The following is a 15,208-nucleotide window of genomic DNA, read 5'->3' as shown; positions in this document are numbered from 1 at the left end:
AAGTTTTCTAAGAACCTGTTCATGATCCTGCTGCGCAGCTGCGGTTAGGGCTTATGTGCTGCTCAAAATCCTCATGTACAAAAGTACATTCCGGTTTTTAAGCTGCTCTGCACCCTGCTGACAGCCGCTCGCGACTGATCTTGAACAGCTTCTAAGAACCCGTTCTAAGTCAGATTTGTAATGGCCATTAGTAAATAGCCATCTGCTCGTATTTGCGCGAGCCGTCTCTAACTGTAAGACACGATGGAAAACTTACCAGTCACTCCCGACTAGCGATGCTGCTGAACCTCGTGCTGTCGCCAGCGTTCCTGCAATTTGGCATATTTCACAAACGCAAAAAAACTGCCTATGGCGATATGAGCAAAACCAGCTACTCCATCACGCCAGCCGCTGCGAAATAGGTAGAAGCGTATGAACCGTGCCAGCGGCGAGGCGATCAACTTCCCTACACCTACCCGTTTACCTGCTTTGAAGAGCTGGTCAACCTGGATATCGGTATAGCGATTCTGCTTGGTGATATAGCTGCCGATTTCTTCTGCGGAATCGTGCAGCAAGTCACCGGCAACAGTGCCCAGGTCGCCCTCTGAACGAACGTACTCATGCACCATGTCTTTAGTCCAGTTGGCGCGGCGTCTGTCGAACAGGCGGATATTCCAGTCGGGGTAACCTTCTCCATGGCGTAAATAGCGGCCAAAGAAGCTGTTGCGGCGGGCAATGCGATACGCACCATACATCGGATTGGCCAATACGGTACGAATGGATGCGGCCAACTCCGGGGTAAGGCGTTCATCAGCATCAAGGCACAACACCCAATCATGGCTGGCCAGACTCACCGCCAGCCGTTTTTGCGGCCCAAACCCAAGAAAATCCTGATGGATGATGCGTGCACCATAGCGTTCGGCCAATGCCACCGTTGCATCGACGCTACCTGAATCGACCACAACAATCTCGTCCACCACCCCCCGGACCGACTTGAGGCAGGGTTCCAATTGCGAAGCAGCGTTCTTGGTGATCAGGACGAGACTGAGTTTTTGCATGGTGCTTTGTAGTGGATTTAAAAGATTGGCTGGCAAGCCTGCTGTAAACAAGTCAGGCAAGCGCCAAAAACCTGTTTACGTCCGTCGCGAGCAGCAGGGTGCAGCGCGACACAGAAATCCAGATCACGGTTGCGCGGCAAGATCACGCACCGGTTCTCTGCACACGAATTCTAACCGACTACCGGCCTCCCTTTATAATCGCGCCATGCCGAAGATCCTGCTGATACGGATGTCATCCATGGGCGACATCATCCACAACTTTCCCGCCGTAACCGAACTGCGTGGTCATTTCCCCAATGCCGAGATTCACTGGGTCGTAGAAGAGGCTTTTGTCGGTCTGGCCAGCCTACACCCGGGAGTAAACCGAGTTATCCCCTTCGCCTTAAGGCGCTGGCGCAAGAGTCTCTTTACCAAGAGCAACTGGGTAGAGATGCGGGCATTCCGTATGGCAATCGAAAACGGACGCTACGATATCGCCATCGACAGCCAAGGGTTACTCAAAAGCGCCCTGGTAGGCAAGCTGAGTGGCGCAGCACTGGTGGGTTATTCGCGACATACCGTGCGCGACCCATTGGCCTGCCTGTTTTACGATCGCCGATTCGACATTCTCCCCATACATGTCATCGAACGTAACCGCCTCATTACCGGAAGAGCCCTGGGCTATACCCCGGAAGGAAAACTGGATTACGGCATCCAACCACCCAAGCTGGAACTCGAATGGCAACCCAAATCACCTTATGTCGTCTGCCTCACCGCCACTGCACGCGACGCCAAGCTCTGGGCAGAAGCCAACTGGATCGCCCTCTGCCAGTGGCTGCAGCTCGCCCATGGTCTGCAACCAGTCTTCCCATGGGGGAATGAAGTGGAGCGTGCGCGCGCCACGCGCTTGGCCGAAGCCTTGCCCGGCAGCCTGGTTCCGCCTCGCTTTTCACTGGTGGAAGGAGCACGACTTCTGGCAGATGCCCAAGTCGCGATTGGTGTCGATACTGGCCTGATGCATCTTGCCGCAGCAGTGGATACACCAACAGTGGGGATTTTTTGCGACTCCGACCCCCACCATGCTGGTGCAACTGCCCGTACCTTTTCGCAAAGCCTCGGTGGGGTACAACAACCGCCCAGTGTAGAAGCTGTACGTGAAGTGGTCAGCGCAGCACTGGCGGCGAGACGTTGATGGCTGCGTTCTGGCGAGTTCTGTACAGCCTGGCTTGGTACCTAGCTCTGCCGCTGGCCTTTTTCTACCTGTGGCGACGAGGTGCCAAGCAACCCGACTACCGCAAGCACTGGATGGAGCGCCTCGGATATTACCCGCCCCCCCCGAACGCCCCCATCATTTGGCTCCATGCCGTATCAGTAGGCGAAACTCGTGCAGCGGCGGTGTTGGTCCGTGCCTTACTGCAACGCTATCCCGATCACCACATCCTGCTGACCCAGATGACCCCAACGGGTCGCGATACTGCCCGCCAGTTGTTTGGTGATGACAGTAACGTCAGTGTGGCCTACCTGCCTTACGATTTACCTGGCGCAGTCCGCCGCTTTCTGCAGCATTTCAAACCTCGCTTTGGTGTGCTGATGGAAATGGAAATCTGGCCGAACCTGTTGCATGGCGCCGCTGCCGCTGGAACACCCCTGTATTTGCTGAATGCGCGTCTCTCAGAAAAGTCGTTACGTGGCTACTTGAAAGTACGTGGCTTGATAGGGCCGGCCTTGAAGAAACTCAGCGGTATCGCAGCCCAGGGGGAAGATGACGCCCAACGGCTGCGCCAACTGGTAGCAATCAACCCAGTGGTCAGTGGCAATATCAAATTCGATATGACTGTGGATGCAGACCTCATCACGCAGGGTAGGCAATGGCGACAACAATTCGGCAATCGCCCCATTTGGGTAGCAGCCAGCACCCGTGAAGGCGAAGAGGCTTTACTGCTTGATGCCTTAGCCCAAACACAGTTACCAGATAACAGCCTGTTGCTGCTTGTTCCTCGCCATCCCCAACGCTTTGATGAGGTGGCTGCATTATTAGCCCAGCGAGGCTGGGTAACTCAGCGGCGCAGTACCTGGCTCGGCCAAACACCGCTGCCCACCCATACCAAGGTGCTGCTGGGCGACAGCCTGGGGGAGTTAGCTGCCTATTATGCTGCAGCCGATGTCGCATTCGTAGGTGGCAGCCTGTTGCCGTTTGGTTGCCACAGTATCATTGAGCCCTGTGCCCAAGGGCTGCCGGTGCTGATCGGGCCATCGAGCTTCAACTTTGCAGATGCTGTGCGGGAGGCTGTGACGCTGGGTGCTGTCATTCAGCACCAGACGGCGACTGAAGTCATTGAGGGGATAGGATGCCTGCTTTCCGACACAGAGAAACGTGAGCAGATGCAAGCAGCAGGATTGGCGTTTGTTGGGAAACATCAGGGGGCAGTGCAGCGGGTTATAGCCTTACTACCCTAAGAATCTGTTCAAAGCTTGCTGCGTGCAAGCGATACAGCCCTGAAAATATCCTCGGAATGCTCATTTACCACTTGTAAACACCGCTTCCTCGCACGTTTTCGCCTTGCCTTGATATAGCTCGCGAGACTTTCGACAGGCTCTATAAATCGAATCATTCCTACAGAATCTGAAGCTGATTTTCTACGAATGAAGCATCAACGCAACAGCTACTTAATCAATATGGTGGATGCCGACGTTTAGCCACCATCGCCGCAAATGCATCACGCAATGGCGAGGGGGAAAACGACTTGGCCGCCTCATCCAATGCACACAGTGCTGCTTCACTAAGCGCCAGATTTGGTTTTGCTTTTCTCTGCTGATGCGGTAAAAGTTCGACTTGTACCCGCCAACGGATTGCGTTAATTTTCACGCCAACGTCATTAAGCTGTACTACCAGGCGTGCTTCCATTTGCTTGAATTTGGCTAACAGCGCAGGGCTGCGCGTTGCCACCTGTAGGCAATCCCCTTCTATGCTAACTACACTGCTCATGCCGGCCAGTTCCGGTGGCAGGGTGACTTGCCATAGGTTTTCCAACCGCCGCTGTTCTGCAACCAGATGTTGCAGCCGCGCTAGTTCAGGAGAACTCAGGAGGGGGCGAAAAGTGTTGTCACGCATAAGAGGTAGGTAATTGCTGGCCGATTAACCGGTTGTGCCAGTGCACGAAAGGATACTCGCAAAGCATGAATATCATTTTAGTTTCTAATCGCCTTTCGCGAGCCATTACGCTTGGGCCTCGTCATCTGTGGTTGTTTGGGGCATTTGTCGGCTTGGCGATCCTGGGTTCCTTGACCCTGGCAAGCTGGGCGACTTATTCCCTGACCCGCTCCTTTGGTGTCCGCTTGCCAGCCATCCCTGGTACGTCCATCTCGCAACAGCATCAAATCGACCTGCTTGCAGTCAAACTGGGGCAGATGCAGGCACAGCTCCTACGTCTCGATGGCCTTACCAAACGGGTTGCAGATCAGACCGGCATCGACCCAAAACCCTTTCAAAGCAGTACCGAAGCACCTCAAGGTGGCGCGACCTCATCCCTGCCAGAGAAACTCATGAGCTTGCAGGAGCTAATGGCCAGCGTTTCTGGCGCTGACAAACAAATTGAAACCAGTCTCGATCATTTTGGTCTGATTGATGTCATCCTCACCCAGCGCAAACTCAATACTTTTCAAGCCCCGGCGAATCTGCCCACCTTATCCGGGCTGAGGTCTTCGGTATTCGGTTGGCGTATCGACCCATTCAATGGCCGTCAGACCTTCCATGAAGGCATCGACTTTGTTGGCGACATTGGTACACCGATTTTCGCCGCAGCAGGAGGGCGGGTGCTGCGGGCGGAGTACCATAATGAATATGGTAATATCGTCGAGCTAGATCATGGTAATGGTATAACCAGCCGTTACGCTCATACCTCGCGCCTGTTGGTGAAAGAGGGCGAAACGGTAAAAACCGGGGATCGGGTCGCCCTCTTGGGCAATACCGGTCGATCAACGGGACCGCATCTACACTTCGAGATCCGTTACAAGGGCATTCCGCAGAATCCTTTGTTCTTTTTGAATGTGGCCAAGCGGCCCGATGCAACAACGGCGACACTGTCGCCAGCAGGTGATTGAAATTGCTGCTTCCAGCACCATATGCGTGGCTGATTCAGCAATGATTGGATATCACGGCGGATCGGTGGTTTCGATCCGCCTTGTTTTTGCGTTTCGGCGCACTACTTCGACAAGCACCAGGGCGAATGCCCACCTGGATACACGATGATCCCTTCTCTCCTCAAAAAAGTGTTCGGCAGCCGTAATGATCGGTTGCTCAAGCAATACGGCGCCACGGTTCGGCAAGTCAACGCCCTGGAAAGCAGCATGCAGGCATTGTCGGACACCGACCTGCAAGCCAAGACCGAGGAGTTCAAGCAGCGCATCGCCAAGGGGGAAGCGCTAGAGACTATTCTGCCGGAAGCATTTGCCGTATGCCGCGAAGCATCCCGTCGCGTCATGAACATGCGCCATTTCGACGTACAGCTGATTGGCGGCATGGTGCTTAACGATGGCAAGATTGCCGAAATGCGTACCGGTGAAGGCAAGACCCTGGTCGCCACACTGCCCGCCTACCTGAATGCCTTAAGCGGCAAGGGCGTTCATGTGGTAACCGTCAACGACTATCTGGCCCAGCGCGATGCGACCACGATGGCCAAGCTGTATAACTTCCTGGGCCTCACGGTTGGTATCAACCTAAGCCAAATGCCGCACGATGCGAAGCAGGAAGCCTACGCAGCCGATATTACCTACGGCACCAACAACGAGTTCGGTTTCGATTACCTGCGTGACAACATGGTCTTCGCGACCAGCGAACGTGTGCAGCGCGGCCTCAACTTCGCCGTCGTCGATGAAGTAGACTCGATCCTGATCGACGAGGCTCGTACTCCACTAATCATCTCGGGCCAAGCTGACGACAATCTTGATGTCTACGCCCGCATGAATCTCATCGCCCCCAAGCTCGTGCCGCAAAAAACTGAGGAAGGCGAAGGCGATTATTGGGTGGACGAGAAAGCCCACCAAGTCGTGCTGTCCGAAGCAGGCCATGAACATGCCGAGCAATTGCTGGCTGATGCGGGCTTATTTGCCCCAGGCGATAGTCTCTATTCCACCAGCAATATCGGCCTGATGCACCATCTATACGCATCATTGCGTGCCTATGCGCTGTTCCATAAAGACCAACACTATGTGGTGCAGGATGACGAAATCGTCATCGTCGATGAATTCACCGGCCGGATGATGCCAGGCCGGCGTTGGTCAGAAGGCCTGCACCAAGCCGTTGAAGCCAAGGAAGGCGTGACGATCAACAAGGAAAACCAGACCCTTGCGTCGATCACTTTCCAGAACTACTTCCGTATGTACGGCAAGCTCTCTGGCATGACTGGTACGGCCGATACCGAAGCCTACGAATTCCAACAGATCTACGGTCTGGAAACCGTCATCATCCCAACCAACCGACCCATGGTTCGGAAGGATATGAACGACCAGGTCTTCCGCACCTCGGCTGAGAAGTTCAATGCCATCGTGCTCGATATCAAAGGCTGCCAGGATCGTGGGCAACCCGTGCTGGTCGGTACGACCTCGATCGAGAATTCCGAACTGCTTTCGACCCAGCTGAAGGCTGCCGGTTACGATCACAACGTGCTCAATGCCAAGCAGCATGCCCGCGAAGCCGAGATCGTCACCCAGGCTGGCCGGCCAGGCATGATTACCATCGCCACCAACATGGCGGGGCGCGGTACCGATATCGTTCTGGGTGGCAATATCGAGCCGCAAATCAAGGTCATCGAAAGTGATGAAGCACTGTCCGAGACCGAAAAGCGCCTGAAAATCGACAAACTGCGCGCCGAGTGGCAAGTGCTGCACGACAAAGTGTTAGCTGCCGGCGGGTTACATATTATCGGCACCGAGCGGCACGAAAGCCGTCGTATCGACAATCAGTTGCGCGGCCGCTCAGGTCGTCAGGGCGATGCCGGCTCCAGCCGTTTTTACCTGAGCATGGAAGATACGTTGTTACGTATCTTTGCTGCCGAACGCATCGGTGCACTGATGCAACGCTTAAATCTGCCGGAAGGTGAAGCGATCGAATCGGGCCTGCTCTCCCGCGCTATCGAAAACGCCCAGCGTAAGGTAGAAGGCCGTAACTTCGATATACGTAAGCAACTTCTGGAATACGACGACGTATCCAACGAGCAGCGTAAAGCCATCTATGCACAACGGAATGATCTGCTCGATTCCACGGACGTTGCGGAAACCATCAGCAATCTGCGTACAGGTGTGATGGGAGATCTGGTTGATCAATATCTCCCGCCCGGCAGTATGGAAGAGCAGTGGGACACGGCAGGGCTGGACAAAGCACTGTCAGAATTCCAACTGTCAGTGCCCGTAGCGCAATGGCTCAAGGAAGACACCACACTGGAAATCGAAACCGTGCGTAAGCGTGTTGTCGATGCAGGCGAAGCTGCCTACGCCGCCAAGACCGAACGTGTTGGCGTCGATGTGATGCGCCACTTCGAGCGTGCCTTGATGCTTCAGATTCTGGACCAGCAATGGCGCGAACATCTTTCTGCGCTAGACCATCTGCGCCAAGGTATCCATCTGCGCAGCTATGGCCAGAAGAACCCCAAGCAAGAATACAAGCGTGAGTCTTTTGAGCTGTTCGAAGGCCTGCTGATGCGTATTCGCCGAGATGTCGTGCAGTTGGTGATGACTGTGCAGATTCGCTCGGAAGAAGACGTTGCGGCGCTTGAGCAGCACGAAGAACCCGCAGCAGTGCAATACCATCATGCGGATTATGAAGAAGCACTGGCCAAGGTCCACCCGGAACAACAACCCGCAGCGGCTCAACCCCAGGTACGCCAATTCGACAAGATTGGCCGTAACGATCCTTGCCCATGTGGCTCCGGGCAGAAGTACAAACATTGTCACGGTAAACTGACCTGATAACAGGGTTTACATCCAAAGAAAAAGCCGCCCAATCTGGGCGGCTTTTTCTTTCAGGGATTAGCACTAGACACAATACTGGGCGGTCTAGCCCATTTCCTTGAGCAGATTGGCAAGTTCAACCGCGGACTTGACGCCCATCTTCTCCAATACACGTGCACGATGCACCTCAACGGTCTTCATGCTGATATCGAGCGCATCGGCAATCTGCTTGTTCAATTTGCCTTCCAGGAACAAAGCCATCACTTCACGTTCACGTGGGGTCAATTCTCCAAGCCGGCGCTCTATCTGGCGCTGCCGCTCGTACAACCCACGGCGATCACCGTCGAGCGCCAGGCAGTTTTCCACCAGGCTGACCAACGCATTGTCATCAAAGGGCTTCTCAATGAAGTCCACAGCCCCTTGCTTCAACGCAGCCACCGCCTGCGGCACATCGCCATGCCCCGTCAGAAAGACAGTGGGCGGGCAGTAACCACGGTTGCTTAATGTCTGGAAGAGTTCCAGACCACCCATACCGGGCATGCGCAAATCGAGCACCAAACAACCGAAACGGCTGGCATCACGGTCCGCCAACAAGGCAGCAGCCGATTCGAAGGAAGCGAGTTGATGACCACGTGATGCGAACAACCACTTCAAGGCGTCGCGAACGGCAGCATCATCATCAACGAGAGCGATGCGAGGGTCAGACAACATATTTGATTTCCTTAAGTTATTTAGCGGGCTCAGACGGTTGCTCAGCTGAAGCAGCCGGCTTGGACACAAGCACGCGGGCCGGATTGATGGGCAGGCTGACCACAAAACGACTACCGCCTTGCGACCGAGCTTCTACCCAAAGCCGCCCCTGATGATTTTCAACGATGGTACGACAAATATTTAAACCCATGCCCATCCCTTCCGCTTTCGTGGTGTAGAACGGCATGAACAATTTTTCCACATCTTCCGGCGCAATACCGGGACCAAGATCCGCAACAGCAATATCCAGCCAGCCATCCCGACTCTGTGTTTCTAAGGTTAGGATGCGGCGAGGCTGCTCGCCATCCGCCATTGCTTCAATCGCGTTCTTGCACAGATTGAACAACACCTGTTCAAGCATTACGCGATCAGCGAACAACTCCGTATCATCAGCCCGACGTTTTTCGACCAAGCGCACACCATGCCTGTTCAGCGGCGCAGCCAGCAATGACAGTACCGTATCGACCAAGTCACCGACACGACATGGCGACCGTTTGGGTTCACGCTTCTGCACAAACTCCCGGATACCACGGATGATGGCACCCGCACGGCGCGATTGTTCGACAATCTTCTCAAGGGCGTCATCCAGCTCCGATGGTGTGAGCTGGCCACTCCCCACAAGATTTCGACAAGCTGTGCTGTAGCTGGAAATTGCAGCCAAAGGCTGGTTCAGTTCATGAGCCAGGCTGGAAGCAATTTCCCCCATGGCAACGAGGCGAGCGGTTTGCTGCAGCTTCTCCGCTTGCAAGCGGTCACGCTCTTCCGCCATCTTGTGTTCGGTCACATCGGTGGCGATATCAAGCCAGACATGCGACTGATCAACCCAGATAGTCTCACGACGATGGTTGTGATACCAGCGCCCCAATATCGGATCGCACCATTCATTCTCAGGGTCGGTTTCGCGCAAAGGCAGCGCGCAGAACGGCCCATCCGCCTCCGCCAGATTGAATGCCTCGTTGAAAGCACGATTGGACAACAGAAGCTCATGGCTTCGTCTGTCCGTCACCGCTACAGCAGCATCCAACCCATTCAGCACCGTCACAAACCGTACATGCGACGCTTTGAGCGCCTCACGCTCCCGATTCAATTCCGTGGTGTCCGTCATGGAGGCCACCCAGCCCGTGTGCCGTCCCTCACCGTCGATCAGCGAGCTGGCATAGAGACGGACATCAAAACGCTCGCCATTCCGGCGCATAAATCGCATGGTGACGCCATTGACCGGGCACTCGCCACGCAGAATCGCCTGAAATACCGTTTCACAATGCACACGCGTTTCATTGGGCCAGAATGGGAAAGGAGGCCGACAGCCCAGCAGCCACTCCGCCTCAAAACCCACCATACGGCAAAACGCGCGATTGACATGCAGGGTACGTCCTTCTTCATCGGTCGCCAGAATGCCGGAAACGAGCGAGTCCTCCATCGCCCTGCGCATATTCATCTCTCGCTGCAGGGCACGTTCTGCACTAAGTCGCTCCCGCATATGCCGCTTCAATACCCATAGCGACCAGAGCATCAACGCCGACAAGCCCGCCAGCATGCCGTACAAGGCATGCTGCCAAAACGACCATCCGGTCTGATAAACAACAGCTCGCAAACGCAGGCCATAGCCGGGAGGGTCGAAAGCAATATCGTAGCTGTTGAGACTGACATCATTGTCCAGGGTCTGATCAGGACGGGCAGCCAGGATGTTGCCTTCGATATCAAGAAACGCCAGTTGGTAACGCTGGGTTATCCACCAGGGGACATAGGTATTCAACAAGCCACGCAGCGAAATCAGGGCGATGAAGGCTCCAGTAGTGCGGTTCCCTTGTACAGCGGGAAACGCCATCGCCACGACTTGTCCAGCCCCAGGGTAATTAAAAGGTGGCGAGCTGGCAGGCAAACCGATGCGGGCGGCTCTTTGCATCGGCTCCAGCGCAGCAGGCACCTGATGAAGGGGAGCGAGCGACAAAGCCGGATAACTCCAAACTGCTTCGCCAAACTCATCAGCAAAAGCGATAGCCACGACTTCCGGGCTGTTAGCCATAATCGCAGCAGCTCGGCCGTAGAAACTACCCTCGCTCAAATCACCCCGCACCTGGTCATGGGCAAGACCTTCCAGCTGGCTTTGCCTGCTGGACAACTCAGTACGCAGTACCTGCTCCTGCCAAAGCACATCCTCAATAAGCGCATCGCGCTGGGCATTACGCTCGTTTGTACGCACAAACCACAATAAGGCCACACCGACAGCCAAAAAGGATATCAGTGCCAAATTGGGCATTGCCCAAAGCCAACGGGCTGGACGAGGGAGATTGGTATTACGTTTCATCAACAGAACCCTATTCTAGCCAGCGGTATATGCCGCCTGGGGGTTTCCCGCATAGGGCAATCCCCCAAAAGCAGTAACCTTCGCCGGGATTGTCTTCACAAAATTACTGGCCTTGCACCGCAGTGCAAGGATCACCCCGGATTGTCAGGAAAAAAGAATGCGTTGGTTCCATCTGCTGTTTATTGCTGCATGGGTATTGCCTTTCATGGCACAGGCAGCAGATACCATCGTCATCAAGTTTAGTCATGCCATGGCATCTGACTCACCCAAAGGTCGAGCGGCCATCAAATTCAAGGAGCTTGCGGAGTCCATCACCCAAGGCAGGGTGAAAGTACTGGTTTACCCAGACAGCCAGCTCATTCAAGAACGCCAGGAACTCGAAGCGCTACAGATCAATGCCGTTCAGATACTTGCCCCTTCGCTATCAAAACTAGCCTCTCTTGGCATACGCGAGTTCGAGGTATTCGATCTGCCATATCTCTTCCCCAACGAAACTGTTTTGCACCGTGTAATGGATGGACCGATTGGCCAGCGCTTGCTGCAACAGCTGGAGAATAAAGGCTTGATAGGGCTTACCTACTGGGACAGCGGCTTTAAACATTTCTCGGCCAACAAACCTCTGCGCCAGCTGGAAGACTTTCGCGGTCTGCGAATGCGCATTCAAACCTCCAGGGTATTGGATGCACAAATGCGAGCCTTGAACGCAGTACCGCAACCCACCAGTTTTGCTGAAATCTACCCTGCGCTGGAGCGCGGAGTGGTCGATGGCACTGAAAACCCCGCAGTACATTTCGAAAACCAGCAACTGGCGCGTGTGCAAAAACACCTCACCTTGTCACAACACGGCTATCTTGGTTACGTTGTGTTGGTCAATAAGCGCTACTGGTCCGACCTCCCCAACGATGTCCGCCGAGATCTTGAACAAGCGCTGCGTCTTGCTACACGCTATGAACGAAAGATAGCCGTCGAGCAGAACCATCAGGCATTGAAACGGATTCGCGCATCAGGAAAAACCGAGGTCTACGCGCTTCCGCCCAGTGAACGCGAACGACTGCGCAGACAAATGCTGCCCGTGCATCGTCAATTCACAAAAGTCATCGGCAGCGACTTGATCGAAAGCATCTATCGCATCGCCACCGAGGCTCCTCAAGAGCAAACAAATGGCGATGCGATAAAGCTTATCCGCCATCCTGTTGCGAAGCCTTGATTGGTACCAGCCACCAATTGCTACACAGCAGAACCTGTTCAATGGCTGCTGCGCGTCAGCGATAAGACATTGGAAACACCGCCAGGATGCTCATTTACTCTCTAGTAAACTCCGCTTCCCTGAGTGTTTTCACCTTTCCTCTCGCTAGCTTACGAGACTTTGAACAAGCCTAAGGTAACCAACCAGCGGACTAACTATTCCTGCTCTGCTGCCTCCGGCTCCGCCTTGGACAGCAACTTGTCCAGCATCAGACGCATCTCATCCAGCTCGTCCAGGCTCAAACCCAATGCCGCCAACAAAGCTGGTGGCACCTCCTGCGCTTTGATACGGAGCGCACGACCGGCCTCAGTAAGCCGTAATCGTACTTCGCGTTCATTCTCAGGTCTGCGCTCACGGCCAATCAGCCCAGTCGCTTCCAGTCGCTTCAATAGGGGCGTGAGGGTGCCGGAGTCCAGCATTAACCGGGTACCAAGCCCCTTGACGGTCAAGTCGTCCTCTTCCCACAACACCAGCATCACAAGGTATTGCGGATAAGTCAGTCCCAACTCAGTCAACAGTGGCTGATAACAACGGGTAACCGTACGCGAAGCGGCATAAAGACGAAAACAAAGCTGGGCATCGAGCCGCAACCAATCAGGTGAAGCAGAAACGTTGGCGGGGGACATGATTTCAGTTTTCGAGGTAACAGACATATAGGGCTGCCATACGCACAGTATTAATACGAATAGTCAACGTAAGACCTTATCGGGACAGTTCGCAAACAAGTCTCAAGACATGTCCACGAACCATTGCAAACAGCCATTTGAAGGAGAGCAACCGCACAGAACCCAGGATTACACCCCAGGCTCTGCAAAAATTGCGTTTCCAATCACGGCGGCCAGGTAGAACCAGACAGTATTAACGGACGCTGACCTTCACGTCGACGTTGCCACGCGTGGCATGCGAGTACGGGCAAATGTCACGGTGGGCGACTTCGGCCAACTGTTGGGCAATAGACCGATCCACACCCGGCATGATCAATTCAAGCTCGGTGGTAAGGCCAAATCCACCGGCGTCGCGTGGGCCAACACCAACACGGGCAGTAACAGAGAAGGTTTCAATCTTGACGCCTTGCTGCCTCGCCACAAAGCGCACCGCACTTTCAAAGCACGCTGCGTATCCTGCAGCGAACAGTTGTTCCGGATTCGTTGCAGCACCACCTGCACCACCCATTTCTTTAGGCATGGCGAGCTTGGCTTTGAGCACGCCATCGGATGATTCAATCTGGCCTTCACGACCTCCGGTAGCGGTAGCCTGAGCGGTGTAAAGCACTGTTACGGACATGATGTTTCCTTTGCTTACAGTTGGTTGATGGTTGTTGTGCTGCAAGAACGATATTAGATGACTTATAAATTTTACACTATTTATTTGTTTAAAATTTATAAGTGTTGCTATGCATTCACCGGCGGGACATTATTTCATCAATTGCTAATTGACTCCTGCTACCCGCATCCAGTTCAGTAAAGATTCAGGCAGAAAGCTGCAAAATGTTCATTATCTACGCCCACAAGGCGATCTCTACGGGATAACCATCATGCGCAAGTCAATCAATCTGCTGATCGCGAGCACCTGTCTGCTCGGCATGCCTGCGCTTGCTGACACCACGTGGAGCATAGAAACCAACACCATCGCTCCTGTGCAGATATTCCAGCAGGAAAGCCAGAATTGGGCTGTATCTCGACCTGTCGTCAGCGGCTACTTAGGCACCACCGTCGGAAATCAGACCCGTCTTGAAATCCGGGTAAATGAGCCGGAACAGCGAATAACGCCGATTTACATTCGGGGAACGAGTCGTCCGTATTCCCCCCCTCAGATCATCTACTTGCCAGAACAGCGCCGTGATCGAGTCATTTTCGTCGAGACCTCACCTCCAGGGCCTGGCTGGCAATATAAGATTCACCGCCCCTGTGACTGCGATGGTCGGGACGAACACCGGCAATGGCGAAGCAGTTCCTTTTATCGGTACGATCAATGGGAAGAATAGGCCCACCAGCCCTGCCTCCGTACCTAGGAACTGTTTGGTACAAAGCTCCCTAGCAATTCGTGCCCTTTTGGGGGGGCAGAGCGGGGAGCCTTATTACAGCTGCGCAGCAAGATCGTAAGCAGGTTCTGAGATGGCTTATCATGTAGGTCAAGGTCCCACCTTCGGGTGGGGCCATTTTCTTTCTATTGCTTCTGCTGCCAATGCCTACTCTCGATAAGCCTCAACCTCTGGAGCGCCTTCTGCAATCACAAGGGTTCGGTAGCCGAAAGGCTTGTCGCCAGTTGGTTGAAACGGGGCAGGTCAAAGTCAACGGGCATCCCTGCTCGCAAGCCAATACGTTATTTACACCACCCAGTCTCACGTTCACCATCAATGCCGCCTCCTGGCCTTGGCGACGGCATCTTTACTTGGCGCTGTACAAACCTGCGGGGTTTGAATGTTCGCGCGCACCCCAGCACCACAGCAGCATATTCAGCCTTTTACCGCCCCATTTCATGGAACGTGGTGTACAGCCGGTTGGCAGGCTGGATGCAGACACCACTGGCTTACTGCTGCTTACCGATGATGGAAACTTCAACCACGCGCTTGCCTCACCCAAGAGACATGTACCAAAAACTTACCGGGTAGCGGTGCGGCATCCTGTAGACGAAGCCCAGATATCCGCCTTGCTGACCGGTGTGCAGCTACATGATGAACCAGCGCCATTGGTGGCGCTTGCCGCAGAGAAGCTGACCGACACAACGCTGGACCTCACCATTGACCAGGGCAAATATCACCAGGTAAAGCGCATGCTGGCTGCAGCGGGAAACCGGGTCGAGGGGCTGCACCGTCTGGCAATGGGCACATTACAGCTGGACGAAGGCTGCCTGGTAGGCTTAACGGAGGGACAGTGGCGCGAGATTGATGCAACCGCCCTAAGCCAATTAGGGTACACGCCGTCTTGAGCTGTCCACCCTGGT

At 54.5% G+C, this 15,208-nt stretch carries 13 protein-coding genes; 7 read left to right on the top strand and 6 right to left on the bottom strand.

Annotated elements, in window-relative coordinates:
• Positions 1-269: 269 nt before the first annotated feature.
• Complete coding sequence (locus ACUHMQ_RS01020) at positions 270-1,037, bottom strand: glycosyltransferase family 2 protein (RefSeq protein WP_445293573.1); 768 nt, start codon at positions 1,035-1,037, stop codon at positions 270-272.
• Between the two features lie 205 nt (positions 1,038-1,242).
• On the opposite strand from ACUHMQ_RS01020, the gene waaC reads away from it, so the two are divergent.
• Entirely contained in the window at positions 1,243-2,208 is a 966-nt protein-coding gene (gene waaC, locus ACUHMQ_RS01015; protein ID WP_445293572.1) for a lipopolysaccharide heptosyltransferase I, read from the top strand.
• Positions 2,208-3,473, top strand: a complete 1,266-nt coding sequence (waaA, locus tag ACUHMQ_RS01010; protein WP_445293571.1) for a lipid IV(A) 3-deoxy-D-manno-octulosonic acid transferase — start codon at positions 2,208-2,210, stop codon at positions 3,471-3,473. Before waaC ends, waaA begins: the two co-directional genes overlap by 1 nt.
• Before the next feature lie 214 nt (positions 3,474-3,687).
• On the opposite strand, the gene ACUHMQ_RS01005 is transcribed toward waaA, so the two are convergent.
• A complete protein-coding gene (locus ACUHMQ_RS01005; RefSeq protein ID WP_445293570.1) occupies positions 3,688-4,128 on the bottom strand; it encodes a DciA family protein in 441 nt (146 codons plus the stop codon).
• Positions 4,129-4,193: 65 nt separating this feature from the next.
• On the opposite strand from ACUHMQ_RS01005, the gene ACUHMQ_RS01000 reads away from it, so the two are divergent.
• Positions 4,194-5,117, top strand: a complete 924-nt coding sequence (locus ACUHMQ_RS01000; RefSeq protein ID WP_445293569.1) for a M23 family metallopeptidase — start codon at positions 4,194-4,196, stop codon at positions 5,115-5,117.
• Positions 5,118-5,261: 144 nt separating this feature from the next.
• A complete protein-coding gene (gene secA, locus ACUHMQ_RS00995) occupies positions 5,262-7,979 on the top strand; it encodes a preprotein translocase subunit SecA (RefSeq protein ID WP_445293568.1) in 2,718 nt (905 codons plus the stop codon).
• An 87-nt stretch (positions 7,980-8,066) separates the two neighbouring features.
• On the opposite strand, the gene ACUHMQ_RS00990 is transcribed toward secA, so the two are convergent.
• Positions 8,067-8,672, bottom strand: a complete 606-nt coding sequence (locus tag ACUHMQ_RS00990) for a response regulator transcription factor (RefSeq protein ID WP_445293567.1) — start codon at positions 8,670-8,672, stop codon at positions 8,067-8,069.
• 16 nt (positions 8,673-8,688) lie between these two features.
• Entirely contained in the window at positions 8,689-11,019 is a 2,331-nt protein-coding gene (locus tag ACUHMQ_RS00985) for a PAS domain-containing sensor histidine kinase (protein WP_445293566.1), read from the bottom strand.
• Positions 11,020-11,176: 157 nt separating this feature from the next.
• Between ACUHMQ_RS00985 and ACUHMQ_RS00980 the strand changes: the two genes are divergently transcribed.
• Positions 11,177-12,226: a DctP family TRAP transporter solute-binding subunit gene (locus ACUHMQ_RS00980; RefSeq protein WP_445293565.1), complete on the top strand. Its 1,050-nt coding sequence runs from the start codon at positions 11,177-11,179 to the stop codon at positions 12,224-12,226.
• A 194-nt stretch (positions 12,227-12,420) separates the two neighbouring features.
• Here the strand turns inward: ACUHMQ_RS00980 and ACUHMQ_RS00975 are convergent, their stop codons facing one another.
• Positions 12,421-12,891: a MarR family winged helix-turn-helix transcriptional regulator gene (locus ACUHMQ_RS00975; protein WP_445293564.1), complete on the bottom strand. Its 471-nt coding sequence runs from the start codon at positions 12,889-12,891 to the stop codon at positions 12,421-12,423.
• 232 nt (positions 12,892-13,123) lie between these two features.
• Complete coding sequence (locus ACUHMQ_RS00970) at positions 13,124-13,549, bottom strand: organic hydroperoxide resistance protein (protein ID WP_445293563.1); 426 nt, start codon at positions 13,547-13,549, stop codon at positions 13,124-13,126.
• Between the two features lie 148 nt (positions 13,550-13,697).
• Between ACUHMQ_RS00970 and ACUHMQ_RS00965 the strand changes: the two genes are divergently transcribed.
• Together ACUHMQ_RS00965 and ACUHMQ_RS00960 are read left to right on the top strand one after the other, a co-directional pair.
• Complete coding sequence (locus ACUHMQ_RS00965; RefSeq protein WP_445293562.1) at positions 13,698-14,249, top strand: hypothetical protein; 552 nt, start codon at positions 13,698-13,700, stop codon at positions 14,247-14,249.
• Between the two features lie 200 nt (positions 14,250-14,449).
• A complete protein-coding gene (locus ACUHMQ_RS00960) occupies positions 14,450-15,193 on the top strand; it encodes a pseudouridine synthase (protein ID WP_445293561.1) in 744 nt (247 codons plus the stop codon).
• Positions 15,194-15,208 lie beyond the last annotated feature (15 nt).

The organism is Chitinimonas violaceus, assembly GCF_052601015.1.
The sequence above is the reverse complement of the archived record's forward strand: the minus strand, read 5'-3'. Positions and strand labels throughout refer to the sequence as shown.

Coding starts and splice junctions, on each gene's coding strand:
- ACUHMQ_RS00960 (WP_445293561.1), top strand. CDS start 14,450: ATGCCTACTCTCGATAAGCCTCAACCTCTGGAGCGCCTTCTGCAATCA.
- ACUHMQ_RS00975 (WP_445293564.1), bottom strand. CDS start 12,891: ATGTCCCCCGCCAACGTTTCTGCTTCACCTGATTGGTTGCGGCTCGAT.
- ACUHMQ_RS00990 (WP_445293567.1), bottom strand. CDS start 8,672: ATGTTGTCTGACCCTCGCATCGCTCTCGTTGATGATGATGCTGCCGTT.
- ACUHMQ_RS01020 (WP_445293573.1), bottom strand. CDS start 1,037: ATGCAAAAACTCAGTCTCGTCCTGATCACCAAGAACGCTGCTTCGCAA.
- ACUHMQ_RS01000 (WP_445293569.1), top strand. CDS start 4,194: ATGAATATCATTTTAGTTTCTAATCGCCTTTCGCGAGCCATTACGCTT.
- secA (WP_445293568.1), top strand. CDS start 5,262: ATGATCCCTTCTCTCCTCAAAAAAGTGTTCGGCAGCCGTAATGATCGG.
- ACUHMQ_RS01005 (WP_445293570.1), bottom strand. CDS start 4,128: ATGCGTGACAACACTTTTCGCCCCCTCCTGAGTTCTCCTGAACTAGCG.
- waaA (WP_445293571.1), top strand. CDS start 2,208: ATGGCTGCGTTCTGGCGAGTTCTGTACAGCCTGGCTTGGTACCTAGCT.
- waaC (WP_445293572.1), top strand. CDS start 1,243: ATGCCGAAGATCCTGCTGATACGGATGTCATCCATGGGCGACATCATC.
- ACUHMQ_RS00980 (WP_445293565.1), top strand. CDS start 11,177: ATGCGTTGGTTCCATCTGCTGTTTATTGCTGCATGGGTATTGCCTTTC.
- ACUHMQ_RS00970 (WP_445293563.1), bottom strand. CDS start 13,549: ATGTCCGTAACAGTGCTTTACACCGCTCAGGCTACCGCTACCGGAGGT.
- ACUHMQ_RS00985 (WP_445293566.1), bottom strand. CDS start 11,019: ATGAAACGTAATACCAATCTCCCTCGTCCAGCCCGTTGGCTTTGGGCA.